We start from the raw sequence: 13,200 nt of genomic DNA, 5'->3' as shown, positions 1-13,200 counted from the left end.
AGCCGCGTTCCGCCCAACGTCGACGGTGCCCGATCACTCCCGGCGCGAGAACTGCCCGTCGGTCCGGCCGTCCCAGACGTCGAACACTTGAGTCACCTTGGGGTCGCCGAGACTCTTGATCCAGTCACACAGGTCCTGTGGCGCATTGGGATTGGTGACGATGAACCGGTGTAGTCCGGCGTCGTGTTCGGCGAGGACGCGTAGCGTCTCGGGTGGGGTGTCGGGGTCGGCCGCGGCCAGGGCGTCGCGGGGGTCGAAGGCCGCGCCGCGGGGTGCGTCGGAGGCGGCGATGCCCACTGGATCGCCGGCCACCTCGATCTCGCCGGTGTTGTGATAGTCCAGCGGGTCGGCCGATGTGCTCCGGGTGTTCAACAGCAGGTTGAGCAGAATGGCGGTGATCGCACCCGCTGAGATACCCGAATGGAAGATCGTCTGGAACCAGTCGGGGAACTGGTGGTAGAGGTCGAGCGAGACGTTGACCGCCTCGCCGCTGCTGCGGTCGGTGTAGTACAGCTTGGCCTCGGTCAGCATCGCGACACCCACCGAGATGGCGACGACCAGGATGTTGGTGTTGTTGAACTTCACCTTGGAGAGGGTTCGCACGCCACTCGCGGCGACCATGCCGAACAGTGCGACGCCCGCGCCGCCGAGCACGGGGAGCGGAATGCCCTCCACGATCGCGGCCACCTTCGGCAGCAGCCCGAGACCCACCAGAATGACGCCGGCGCAGGTGGCGACGTGCCGGGTCTTGACGCCGGTGATCGCGACCAGCCCGACGTTCTGGGCGAACGCGGTGTACGGGAAGGTGTTGAACACGCCGCCGATGACGGTACCGAGACCGTCGGCACGCATACCGTCGGCCAGCTTCTGGGGGGTGATCTTCTTGTCGACGATCTCGCCGACCGCGACGATGTCGCCGGTGGTCTCCGTCATGATCACCAGCGCCACGATGATCAGCGAGATGATCGAGCTGAGCTCGAAGGACGGCACACCGAATTGGAACGGCTGCGGAACGGCCACCCACGCCGACTCGCCGACACCATCCCAGTCGGCCATGCCGAAGGGCAGCGAGATCAGCGTGCCGAGCACCAGGCCGACGAGCACCGACACCCGCTTGATCGTCGGGGGAGCGAACATCTCGAGCGCGATGATGATGGCCAGCGTCAGGAAGCCGAAGGCGATGGCCTTGGGTGCGCCGAAGTCCTCGCCCTCGTTGGTTCCGCCGCCGAACCAGCCGGCCGCGACGCGCATCAGGGATACGCCGATGATGAGGATGATCGTGCCCGTGACCAGCGGCGGGAAGAATCTGATCAGTCTGCCGACGATGGGTGCGGCGGCGATCATGAAGACACCCGACGCGATCACCGACCCATAGATGGCGGTCACGCCGTGGTTCATCCCGATGGTGATCATCGGTCCTACGGCGGCGAAGGTGACGCCCTGCATGAGGGGGAGTCGGACGCCGAATCGCCAGAAGCCGACCGCCTGCAGGATCGTCGCGATACCGGCGACGAAGAGGTCGGCGGTGATCAGGTGGACGATGTCGCCCTGCTCGAGTTTGCCTGCGCTGACCATCGCGCCGCCGACGATGAGCGGGACGGCGACCGCGCCCGCGTACATCGCCAGCACGTGCTGGATGCCGAGCGGCAGAAGTTTGACCAGAGGCGGAATGTCATCCACCGGATGCTGGGCTTCTTTGCCGTGCTTGATCGTGTCGAGAACCGCCATGCACAGTGTCTACGATTCGGACATTTCGGTACTGCCGCATTCGTGTGTCGTCGGTGTTTCCGTGAAAATATATCCATGGCACATGGTTCGAAGCGCAGCGCGGGCATCCTCCTCTATCGGCGATCCGACGACGGAGTCGACGTTCTCGTCGCGCACCCGGGCGGACCGCTCTGGGCGCGCAAGGACGACGGCGCGTGGTCGATTCCGAAGGGGCTGGTCGAGCCCGACGAGTCGGCCTGGGAGACCGCCCGCCGTGAGTTCGCCGAGGAGATCGGCAGCTCGGTGCCCGACGGAGGCCACATCGATCTCGGGGAGGTGACGCTGAAATCGGGCAAGGTCGTCGTCGCTTTCGGGGTCGAAGGCGATCTCGACGTCACGACGGTTCGGAGCAACACCTTCGAGATGGTGTGGCCGCCACGGTCGGGGCAGATGCAGAGCTTCCCCGAGATCGACCGTGCCGAATGGATGTCACCGGACACCGCCCGGCGCAAACTGAACCCGGCCCAGGCCGCGTTCGTCGACCGCCTCCTCGACCTCCTGGCCAGTCGATGATGATTGCCATCAAGAGTGATCGGTACCGCCGAACGACCGTGGGGTCGAGGGTGGATTCAGATCTCCGGCCAGCGATGCTCGAGTCCCATCAGGATGAAGTCGACCTTCAGGTCGACCACCCCCCGCTCGCGCCAGGACTCCCGGGGTTCGATGACCGAGTGGGTGCTCACGGCCGCTTTCACCCGGTCCAATCCCGTTGTGCCGCTGTCATCCACGGTGCGCATCGACTCCACGGAAAGGTGGCAGGCGAAGACGGTGTCGCCGATGAAATCGAGTGCGAACATCGCCTGACCGGGAGTCTTGCCGTACGCGGTGATGCGTCGTGAGTATTCCGCCAGGATCTCCTCGATCCGGGTGAAGGCGGGTGCGTAGTCGTAGACCACGCGTTCGAGGCCCGGAAAATTCTCGCACACCCGCCAGCACTCGTCGGCCCAGAGTTTGAGCACCGCATGCCAATCCGGTTCGTCCGCGGGCAACCGGATACTGGCGGCGGCGCGGTCCAGGCATGCCACGACGACCTGTTCGCGAGAGTCGAACAGCCGGTAGATCGCCGGGGTGACCACGCCGAGCCGTTGTGCGACAGCCGACAACGTGAACCTGTCGATTCCCTCGTCGAGCGCAGCGGTGACGACGTCGGCTTCGGTGAAAGCCGGCTTGCGGCCGGCCTTCTTGCCCACCGTCCGTGCGTTGCCGTCGACGTTGCTCTGACGCATACGCAGATTCTAATTCGTCAGCTGCCAGCCTTGTGCGCTCTCGAGTCGATGCCAGAACCGGGCGTATGTCCCGTCGGTGGCGATCAGTTCCTCGTGTCTGCCCTGCGCTTCGACGCGGCCCTCGGCGTCGAGGGCGATGATCGTGTCTGCGCCGGCGATGGTCGCCAGGCGATGGGCGATGATGATCACCGTGGCCTGTGCGCGCAATCGCTCGACGGCGGCGACGATATTGGCTTCGTTCTCGATGTCGAGTGCCGACGTCGCTTCGTCGAGGAGGACGATCGGCGCTTGCTTGAGCAGTGCCCGCGCGATCGCCACACGCTGACGTTCGCCGCCCGACAGCCCTCGGCCGCCTTCTCCCACTTGCGTATTCCAGCCGTCGGGCAGGCGGGCGGCGATCTCGGTGACGCCCGCGAGGTCGGCCGCCTCGCGGACCTCGGCGTCGGTCGCGTCCGCTCGGCCCACTCGGACGTTGGCCTCGAGGGTGTCGTCGAAGAGGTAGACGTCCTGGAACACCATCGACAGCTGGCCCATCAGTTGTTCGGTGGTCTGTTCGGTGACGGGCACCCCGCCGACCAGCACACGCCCGGTGTCGACGTCGTAGAAGCGGCTGATGACGCGGGCGATGGTCGTCTTGCCGCCACCCGACGGTCCGACGAGGGCCACCATCGACCCGGCGGGAACGGTCATCGAGACGTTGCGCAGCGCGGGTGCGGATGCGCCGGGGTAGGTGAAGGTGACGTCATCGAGTTCGACGGTTCCCGGCTTGGTCAGTGCGACAGTCGTGTTCGGTTCGGGAAGCGGCGTCGCGGTCAGCACCTCGTCGAGGCCGTCGAGGAGGGGGCAGCGCGATTCGAGCGCCATTGCACTGGTGGTGATGGCCGAGACCGTCGAGGTGAATCGGAGTGCGAGTCCGATGAAGGCCAGTGCCGGAATGGGTTCCAGCGAGCCGTCGATGGCGAGTGACCCGGTCACCGTGATCAGGACAACGATCACACCTTGGGTCACCATGCCGCTCAGCAACATTCCCACTGTTTCGAGCCACAAGCCTTTGGTCTTTGCTTTGTAGGTGTCGTCGAGGGCTTGACTCAGGGGCCGGTAATCGTCGCTCCGATCGCAGGACCGGAGTGCGCCCTGGCATTGGGCGTACTCCACCACTCGATTGGCCAAATTCACTTCCTGCGGATCGTGAATGGCGCGTCCTTTGCGCATCAGCGCCGTCGACGCCAGGGTGATGAGCACGAACACCGGAACCGCAACGGTCAGAATGAGTCCGAGAGTCGGATCCCAGAACCAGGCGGCGACGATGATCACGAACGCAGCGGTGCTGCGAGACACGAGCGGCCCGAACATGTGCGCAAAGATCTCGCCGGCCGACATCAACTCCGACGACACCATCCGGGACAGCGCCCCGGCCGCCGGCCGTGCGAACCAACCGAGTGGTTGCTTGGCCACCTGGTCGCCGACCAGCCGGTGCAGACTCCGCAGGAAGTCCAGCGCGACTGCGTAATTCGCGCTCTCCGAGAAGTAGTGTAGGCCAAAGCCGACGACGGAGAGAATGCCGAGTACCCAGAGCCAGCCGGCGAGGCCCATGCCCCAGACCGGGGTGCCCTGCGCCAGCGTGGTGATGGTGGGGAGCAGCGCCGCGAGCGCAACGCCCTCAACCAGGCCGACGATGATGCTCCCGGCGATGGCAGGCCGCATGTTTTCCGGATGCGAGACCATGCGCTTCATGCGCGGGACGATGTCGATGAGGGGGAGTGTGGTCATTTCTGAACTCGCTTCGCCGCGCCGGTGAGTTTCCACAGCCGCGCATAGTCGGGATTGTCCTGGAGCTCTTCGTGTTTGCCGATCGCTGTCACGTGGCCGTCGTTGACGACGATGATCTGGTCGACCCCCTTGATGACCTCGGGGCGGTGGGCGATCACCAGAACCGTTCGGCCATGCGCGAGCGTCGACAGTGCTTGCTGGATCTGGTGTTCGGACTCCGGGTCGGTCAGCGCGGTCGCCTCATCGAGGATGAGGATCGGTGCGTCGACGAGGACGGCGCGGGCGATCGCGATGCGCTGTGCCTGGCCTCCGGACAAGCCGGAGTCGGCACCGTACACCGTGTCGAATCCGTGTGGAAGAGACTCGATCTCGTCGAGGATACGGGCGGCGCCGGCCGCTCGTCGTACCTCGTCGTCGGTGGCATGCGGCCGACCCAGGCTGATGTTGTCGCGGATGCTGATGTTGAGGAGTTGAGCGTCTTGCAGCACAAAACCCACCCTGGAATAGAGGTCGGGCAGGTGGGCGATCGGGACGCCGCCGATGCTGATGGTTCCCGATCGCGGGTCGTCGAAGCGGGCGAGAAGGGTCGCGATCGTGGACTTTCCTGAGCCTGACGGTCCGATGAGGGCGGTGACGGTGCCCTCCGGCAACGTGAAGCTCACGTCGTCCACGGCGAGGATCGCGTCTGGGCCGGTGCCGTAGGAGTAGCTCACGTGGTCGAATGTCACTTCATGTGAACGTAATTCGTGGGGCACTGTCTCGTCTGCGCTGGGGAGGATCGGAGTGTTGGCCAAGTCGACGAGTCGCAGCGCCGACGCGCCGGCGATCTGCTGTGACCACATCGAGTGCATCAGGGTCTCGAGTGCGTAGGGGATCAGCAGGGCGATGAGCGACGTCGCGAGCACATCGGCCGTGGATACGATGCCGTTGTGTACGAGGATCGAACCGATCCCGATGTTGATGACCAGGATCAACGGAACTGCGAGGAACGACATCCCGAGTGCGGACACCCGGATCAGCGGCTTGACCCACTCGGAGTAGAAATCGTAGAACTCGTCGGCGGCGTCCTGATAGTTGCGGTGCGAACGTCCCACGCGCCCAAAGGCCTTCACCACGGCGATCCCGGTGACGAACTCGACCATGCGGGCCGAGACCGTCGACAGGCGCTGATCCATCTCGGCGGTCTTGCCGCCCATCCCGCGCATGGACAAGCTCATCGCGCCGACGTACAGCGGGAGAGTGGCGATGGCCAACAGGCCCAGGCGCCAGTCGATGACGAAGCTGTAGACCATCAAGGCCAGCGGCATCACGATGGCCATGGTGCCGTCGACCGGCTGGTGGGCGATGAGCTGGTGGATGGTTCCGATGTCGTCCTGCAGGCCCTTGCGCACTCGCCCCGAGTTGGTGGAAGTGAACCACGCGAGAGGTACCCGCGCGAATCTACGCACCAGTCGCAGCTGGATGACGTGACCGAGCTTGACGTCGGCGAAATGCGTGACGAGCAGCGCGATCAGGTAGACAAACAGTCGTAAGGCGAAGGTGATCACCAGGATTCGAATCCAGCATTCGACTTCGTCGCGGTCGACTGCGGTGCCCGTGTTGTAGGCGTCGAGCAGCACGTCGCCGATGTGCACCAGTGCGACATAGGGGAATACCGCGAGGATGCCGGAGATCACGGCGAGAATCCGGCCGATCGCGAGTTGTCCCGCAACCGGTTTCATCAGGTCCTTGAGAGCCCGAGCGTCCGCCTTCTGTTGTGCCTTGTGCTCCTCGGCCGGATCGGGCTCGAGGCCGTGCTCGTCCGACTGGTCGGTCGGTGAAGATGTAGCCGTCGTCATGGACGCTCCCGAACGTAGGAGAGAATGGAACTTAGGGTAACCATACTCATTTGTGAATGGGCTTCAGTTTAGGAGTCGTCCGGGTCGAGCACGAGGGCGAATTGCGAGTGTCGAAGCCCCTCCGCTGCGAGATGCGACGCCTCGCGCCTCGAGCACCGTCAGGGAGCGGAGGAGGTCCCGGCAGGTGTCGTGTGCGTCTGGGTGCCGTGGCTGGGCGGCGCCGTGTCGTCGAGTGCCTGTGCCGTGGCGCGAACACGTTTGCTGCTCACCCAGACGATCAACCAGAACGCGCAGACGATCGAAACGATGAGGAAGCTCGGCGGCATGTTGTACATCGCGGACAGTGTCAGACCTGCGCCGACGGCGACAACGCTGATGAGCGTCGAGATTGCCATTGCCCGGGCCGGCCGGGGAGTGAGCATGATCGCCGTTGCGGCCGGGGTGACCACGAGAGCAAACAGCAGAAGAGTGCCCACGGCCTGTACCGCCATCGTCACCGCCAGACCCAGCAGGGCCATGAACAGAATCGACAACGTACGGATCGGAACACCTTTGGCTTCAGCCACTCCCGGATTCACCGAGGTGTACAGCAGCGGCCGATAGACGAATCCGATACACACCGCGAGAACGGCGAGCATGGCGGTGAAGGCGAGCAGCTGCTGATTCGAGATGGCCAGCAGGTTGCCGAACAAGACGTTGGTCATCGTCGACGAACTCTTGGTGGCCAGCGAATTGAAGAACAGTCCGAGCCCGGTTGCGAAGGCCAGCACGGTGCCGGTGATCACCTCGCGTTCGCCGGCCTTCTTACCGAGGAAGCCGATGACGAGTGCGCCACCGATACAGAAGGCGCCGAGCCCCAACGTGACCGGAACCCCGATGAGGACTGCCCCGGTGGCGCCGGGAAGACCGATGTGCGCGAGTGCGTGCGCGGCGAACGAGGTGTTGCGGACGACGGTGAAGTAGCCCACCAGTCCGGCCGCCAGGGCGACGAGAATGCCGCCGACGAGCGCGTTCTGCATGAACGGTGATGTGAGGATGTCCCACCAGTTGGACTGGTACCCGATGGCCAGAGTTGTCGTCGTCATCACGGTCAGACGCTCCTCGTGTAGAGATCGCCCTGTGGGGTGCGGAGGACCTGGACGCGCGTGCCGTACAGGTGGGTCAGGAGGTCTTCGTCGATCACGTCGTCGGTCGCGGCATAGTGTGCGTGGCCGTCGAGGAGGTAGATGGCCCCGCTCAAGACGGGTAGGAACGGATTGAGGTCGTGGGCGACCACCAGAATGGTCACTGACATCTCTTGCTGGATCTTGGTGAGAAGACTGACGATCTCATGCTGGCTACGCAGGTCCAACGAGGCGAGCGGTTCGTCGAGGATCACCATATCTGGTTGGGAGACAAGCGCTTCGGCGATGGCCACCCGCTGGCGCTGACCCCCGGAGAGGGACGCCAGGCGGGAATCGGCGAAGGACTCCGCGTTGACGGCGCGCAGTGCGTCGTCAACACGACGTCTGTCGGACGCCGAGGTGGGGCTGAATGCCCAACGTCGACCGGTCAATCCGAGAAGAACGGCGTCGCGTGCGCGGATGGCTCCACCGCTGATCTCGGCGTAATGCTGTGGGACGTAACCGATGCGATCCCGTTCGGCGCCGGGAGCCTCGCCGAACACCCGCAGCGATCCTTCGCTGGGGATCAACCCGAGGATCATCTGGAGAAGGGTGGTCTTGCCCGATCCGTTGGTGCCGATGACCGCATAGATGCCGCCGGCCGGGATCTCGAACGTCGCCTGCGACCAGATCACCCGACCACCCCGAACCGCGCTGACATCCGAGAATGCCAGCGCAGTGGTACTGCCGTCCTCAGACTTGGACACCAAGCGCCTTCGCCAGGGCAGTCAGCTGTGCCACCTGCCAGGCCGCAAACGAATCCTGGCCCGGCGGAACGGTTTCGGTCACCTCGACCACCGGGACGCCGGCGGACTCGGCGGCGGAACGGATCTGTGCGGGGATCGACCCTTCGGTCTGGCTGTTGTAGATCAGCACGTTGATCTGCTTGCCGGCGAGCGCGCTGGTGAAGGCGGTGATGTCACCGGGTGAGGGGTCGCTCTCCGCGGCCGCCGCAGCACGGAATCCCGCAGGAGTCTTGTCCATCAGGCCCACAGCTTGGGCCATGTAGTCGAAGACGCCCTCGGTCGCGCCGTAGGTTTTGCCGGTCGCCCCGGCCTTGATCTTGGTGATCAGGTCATTGTAGGGGGCCATCGAGGTGTTGAAGGACTGACGCTGCGTCGCGAAGTACTCGGCGCCCTTCGAGTCGATCTTGGTCAGCTCGGCGGTCACCGCATCGGCCACCGCAGTCACCGCGGTCGGCGAGTACCAGAGGTGGGGATTGGCGCCTTCGGCGGTGTTGGTCACCTTTGCCGCATCGACTGTCGGAGCCTTGGTGCCCGACGACGCTGCGAGCTTGGACGCCCATGAGTCGTAGTCGGCACCGTTGACCACCACGAGTTGCGCGTCGGTGAAGGCGGCGCCGTCTGCCGGGCTGGGCTCGTAGTCGTGCGGGTCGACCGAACTGCTGGCCAGGATGGTCTTGACCTCGGTGCACTTGCCGCCGAGTTCGGAGACGATGTCGCCCCACTGGTCGACGCTGACGACGACCTTGATCGGGGTGATGGGACACGCAGGCGCAGAGGCGGCAGGACCGGACGGGGACGCGTCTTCGGTGTTGGAAGTACATCCGACGAGACCCAGGGGCAGTAGAAGAAGGGCAGCGGCCGACAGCTTGATTCGGCGGGGGATGAGCGGCATATGCATAACGATAATCGATATCAACTAGCGTCGCGAAGTCGGTGCCCGGAACTAGCGACTCGACGCAGGTCGAAGCCGGTCATCCTTGACGCGCCTTGAACCGCGGGTTCGCCTTGTTGATCACATAGATTCGGCCCTTGCGTTTGACCACCTGTGAACCCGGCTGATTCTTCAGCGACCGGATTGATGCACGTACCTTCATGTCGGAGTCCTCTCGTTAATGACAACAATTGCCATTAGAGCACATCCGGGGGAAGCCCTGCTCGCGCCGGCGGTGGCTCAGTCGAGCAGGTACGTCTTGATCATTGCCTTCCACAGATCCAGGTGCGGATCGGTGGTGGGATCGCGTCGGTCGATGAGGTACGTCGTGGCGGCACCGCGCATGCTACTGAGCAGGACCGGGAAGAGTTCGCGATAGCGCGGGCGTGAGGTGAGGTCCTCGCCGAGGAACCCGGCGACGGCCTGACGCACGATCAGGCCGATCTCCCTCTCCGTCGGCAGCAATGCCTGCCGTAGGTTCTCGTTGTTGCGCGCGGCGATCCACAACTCCATCGACGCCACGAAGTAGGGCTGGTGGAAGGTCGACCAGCCGGTGTCGACGGCCAGCGAGATCCGGGCGATGGGGTCGTCGGGCCACTCGACCTGTAGCGGCAGCTCTTCAATCCGGGTCCGGGCAAGGTGCTCGACCGCTGCCATCAAGAGGGCGTCACGCGATGGGAAGTGATGCAGCATGCGGCCGCGGGAAACCCGGGCTTCGTCCTGGATCGCCACCGTCGTCGCACCCGCATACCCGCGTTCGACGAGAACGCGGATCGCGGCGTCGAGCACGCGGGTGCGCGTCACGTCGCTGCGATGCTGACGTGACTGTTGAATGTCCGCAGTCAAGTGGCTGCTGCCCACATCCGCATCGTAGCTGTCGGTGATGCTCACCTGGGCTTCAGAAGTCGAGGACGTGCGGCTGGCCCGCGCGGTAGCGGGCACGGTCGGCTTGCTTGAGCGGCTCGAGCATCGGCAACTCCCACAGGGGGAACACCGTCGCCGGTCGGGCCGGGCTGTCCGATTCACCGATGATCGCGTTGGCCACCATGCGGCCCGACTCGTTCGCGCCCTCCATGGTGGCGAGGTCGATGTTGGTGCGGACGTGGTCGCCGCCGATGAAGAAGTTGGAGATGCGGGTGTCCGACGTCGGGCGATTCTTGTACGAGCCGGCCGTGTTCACCATGAGCGGGGTGGCGTTGGCGATGGTCGGCGACCAGGTGATTCCCGGGTCCAACGACCACGTCACGATGTCCTCGCTGCGCAGGATGCGACGACCGCCCGAGTTCATGGCGCGGCTCATCTGCGCCCACACCTCACGCGCGATCTGCTGTTTGGAGCATTCCTTGGCGGGCTTGCCGTACAGAATTCCCGGCTTGTTCCAGTCGGAGATGTCGATGGAGAGGCAGTCGTGGACCCGACCGTCGCCGTACGTACGCCCGAAATCCACTCCCCAGGGCTTGGCCTGGTAGAGCCCGGTCAGCGCCCACGGTGTGCCGAGCGATGCGATGTGCGCGGGTGGGAGGTCGGACTTGTGCTTCAGGAAGTACTGAATGCCGACCATCCAGTCGTCTTCGAGCTTCCGGATTCCGGCGAGCGAGGGGTCGGCGGCGAGCAGCGCGGGGGTCAGCATCGGGCCCAGGCGGTCGATGGGCATCGCCGCGACATACCAGTCGGTCGTCACGGTGCGGCCCGACGTCATACGTGCGCCCGAGATTCGACCGCCGGCCAGCGTGAACTGGCTGACCCCGTCGCCCATCACGAACTTCACGCCGCGCGCCTTCAGATATGCCACCCAGGGGTCGATCCACGCATGGTTGGTGGGCGCGTTGAGGATTCGGTCGACGCCGCCGTGCAGGAGTCCGGCGTCGTACTGCCCGACGAGACCGGTCGCCGACGTCGCCAGTGCCAGGCCGATCTGCCCGATCGTCCGCGCCGACGCGGTGCCCGACTTCGCGGCGACCAGTGCTCGCGTGAGCGCACCCGCGAGGTACTTGTTGTACGCGGGCGACTTTCCCTTGGCCTTGACGAACTCCATCCAGGACTGGTTCTCCCACTGGCCGAGCCTGCGCTCTTTGCAGCTCGTCGCGATGATCAGCTCGCGGTTGACGAAGTAGGCGAGCTCCCACGGCGGGATGTCGACCACGAACTTCAGTCCGGTCATGAACGCGTTGCGGAGATTCTCCAGGGTCACGAGTTCGCCGGCGTGCTCGATGCCGCCCATGATCGACGCAGGGGCCGCGGTGGGGGCATATCCGGAATCGTCGAAGGCGACAATCGCGGCCTCGACGTTGATGAGGTGACGATCCTTGACGTTGCCGCCGCCCGGGAGCGGTATGCGCTCCATGGTGTCGGGTGTGTGTTGATAGCAGCCGGGGAAGAAGCGGAAGCCGTGCTCGCCGGGCAGCGCCTTGCGTCCGCCTCGAGCGGTGCCCGGCACGTCGTGGCTGCGGGCCTTCCCGCCGAGGTAGGCGGGCTCGTACACCGTGACGTCGAAGCCACGTTCGATGAGCTCGTGGGCCGCGGACAGGCCCGACATGCCGCCGCCGAACACCGCCACCTCGCGTCGTCGACGTTTGGGGGTGGGCGGCACCGCACGTGCACTCGGGGCCACGACCTGCGGCATCGTCACCGCTGTGCCCGCCAGAACTGCCGCAGCGGCTGAGCCTTTCAACACCGACCGCCGCGAAACCCCGTCCTCTGTGTGCCTGTCGTGCATGCTGTCCACCCCTCGATTCGACCCTGAACCAGTCAGATCTGACTCTTCTTACTGTGATGTGTACCACGCCACGGAGGGGGCTGGGACGGAATTACCGAAAAGTCTCGGTCGAATGTCCCAGTCAGTGGATCAGTGTCGGGGACGGTGGCAATCGAAGCGCGAGGGCGCTACACCAGATCGGTCACCCCAACCAGCGGTCGCCGAGTTCGTCGATCCATCGCGGCACATCGGACGACGCGTCGGGTGGCGAGTCGACGATCACCAGTTCGGTGACCCCGAGTTCCTCAAGACGGTCGCGATCGGTCGGCGAGGGTGTGGCCAACGCGACCGCGATGCGCAGGTCGGTGAATGTGCGGCCGCGCTCCGCACAGGCGTGTCGCAGGATCGAAAGGCGATCGGCCACGGCGTCGGCGTCGTCGAGGTTGAAGCCGTACCAACCGTCGGCCCATTGGGCCACCCGGGTCAGCGCACGATCGCTGTTGCCGCCGACCACGATCGGCAGGGCGGATTGTGTCGGCTTCGGATTGACTCGGACGTTGCGGAACGACACGAACTCGCCGGAGTAGGTCGTGACTTCCTCGGTCCACAGCGTGCGCATTGCTTCGATGTAGTCGGCGCTACGTTTGCCACGACGCTCAAACGGCACCCCCAGCGCATCGAATTCTTCTCGTGCCCAACCGATTCCCACGCCGAAGGTAAACCTCCCGCGACTCAGGCGGTCGAGGGAGGCCACTTGCTTGGCCATGATCAGGGGATTGTGTTCCGGTAGGAGTACCACTCCCGTGGCCAGCCGGATGGTCGACGTGTGCGCGGCCGCGAAACTCAGGCAGGCCATCGGGTCGAGCCAGTCGGCTTCGGCAGGCACCGCGATGCGCCCGTCGGCTGTGTACGGATAACGCGACGTCGGGTCGTCGACCATCACGACGTGTTCACCGCACCAGAGTGTGGCGAAACCTCGGTCCTCTGCATGCCGTGCGGTCGCGGCGATGATGTCCGGATCGGCTCCGGTGCCGATGCCCAGGGCGTGCAGGCCTATCTGCATG

Annotated in this window: 12 protein-coding genes; 1 reads left to right on the top strand and 11 read right to left on the bottom strand. The window is 65.0% G+C overall.

The genetic code is table 11. The features are described from left to right. Positions 1-33: 33 nt before the first annotated feature. A complete protein-coding gene (locus tag ACWDTF_RS07570; protein ID WP_240856826.1) occupies positions 34-1,728 on the bottom strand; it encodes a nucleobase:cation symporter-2 family protein in 1,695 nt (564 codons plus the stop codon). Between the two features lie 75 nt (positions 1,729-1,803). On the opposite strand from ACWDTF_RS07570, the gene ACWDTF_RS07565 reads away from it, so the two are divergent. After that, on the top strand, positions 1,804-2,280 hold the full coding sequence (locus ACWDTF_RS07565; protein ID WP_240856827.1) for an NUDIX domain-containing protein: 477 nt from the start codon (positions 1,804-1,806) through the stop codon (positions 2,278-2,280). 56 nt (positions 2,281-2,336) lie between these two features. On the opposite strand, the gene ACWDTF_RS07560 is transcribed toward ACWDTF_RS07565, so the two are convergent. From ACWDTF_RS07560 to ACWDTF_RS07515, 10 genes are all read right to left on the bottom strand, one after another. Continuing rightward, positions 2,337-2,993 (bottom strand): TetR/AcrR family transcriptional regulator, encoded by a 657-nt coding sequence (locus tag ACWDTF_RS07560; RefSeq protein WP_240856828.1) that lies wholly within the window; start codon positions 2,991-2,993, stop codon positions 2,337-2,339. A gap of 9 nt (positions 2,994-3,002) precedes the next feature. Beyond that, on the bottom strand, positions 3,003-4,763 hold the full coding sequence (locus ACWDTF_RS07555) for an ABC transporter ATP-binding protein (protein ID WP_449754197.1): 1,761 nt from the start codon (positions 4,761-4,763) through the stop codon (positions 3,003-3,005). Next, positions 4,760-6,601 (bottom strand): ABC transporter ATP-binding protein, encoded by a 1,842-nt coding sequence (locus ACWDTF_RS07550; RefSeq protein ID WP_449754196.1) that lies wholly within the window; start codon positions 6,599-6,601, stop codon positions 4,760-4,762. The genes ACWDTF_RS07555 and ACWDTF_RS07550 overlap by 4 nt, the downstream gene beginning before the upstream one ends. Before the next feature lie 158 nt (positions 6,602-6,759). Further along, the gene (locus tag ACWDTF_RS07545; protein ID WP_240856865.1) at positions 6,760-7,620 is read right to left on the bottom strand and encodes a metal ABC transporter permease; all 861 of its coding nucleotides are present in this window, start codon (positions 7,618-7,620) and stop codon (positions 6,760-6,762) included. 71 nt (positions 7,621-7,691) lie between these two features. After that, positions 7,692-8,471 carry a metal ABC transporter ATP-binding protein gene (locus ACWDTF_RS07540; protein WP_240856831.1) on the bottom strand — a complete coding sequence of 260 codons (780 nt, stop codon included), beginning with the start codon at positions 8,469-8,471 and terminating at the stop codon, positions 7,692-7,694. Further along, positions 8,458-9,402, bottom strand: a complete 945-nt coding sequence (locus tag ACWDTF_RS07535) for a metal ABC transporter solute-binding protein, Zn/Mn family (protein ID WP_240856832.1) — start codon at positions 9,400-9,402, stop codon at positions 8,458-8,460. Before ACWDTF_RS07535 ends, ACWDTF_RS07540 begins: the two co-directional genes overlap by 14 nt. A gap of 79 nt (positions 9,403-9,481) precedes the next feature. Then, a complete protein-coding gene (gene ykgO, locus ACWDTF_RS07530) occupies positions 9,482-9,604 on the bottom strand; it encodes a type B 50S ribosomal protein L36 (RefSeq protein ID WP_160900747.1) in 123 nt (40 codons plus the stop codon). A 77-nt stretch (positions 9,605-9,681) separates the two neighbouring features. Next, on the bottom strand, positions 9,682-10,287 hold the full coding sequence (locus ACWDTF_RS07525; protein WP_240856866.1) for a TetR/AcrR family transcriptional regulator: 606 nt from the start codon (positions 10,285-10,287) through the stop codon (positions 9,682-9,684). Positions 10,288-10,339: 52 nt separating this feature from the next. Continuing rightward, positions 10,340-12,157, bottom strand: coding sequence for a hydroxysqualene dehydroxylase (locus tag ACWDTF_RS07520; protein ID WP_449754195.1), 1,818 nt, complete (start codon positions 12,155-12,157; stop codon positions 10,340-10,342). Between the two features lie 181 nt (positions 12,158-12,338). Further along, on the bottom strand, positions 12,339-13,199 hold the full coding sequence (locus tag ACWDTF_RS07515) for an LLM class F420-dependent oxidoreductase (RefSeq protein ID WP_449754194.1): 861 nt from the start codon (positions 13,197-13,199) through the stop codon (positions 12,339-12,341). Between the last annotated feature and the right edge of the window lies 1 nt (position 13,200).

It is taken from the genome of Gordonia sp. NPDC003422 (genome assembly GCF_053588675.1).
The sequence above is the reverse complement of the archived record's forward strand: the minus strand, read 5'-3'. Positions and strand labels throughout refer to the sequence as shown.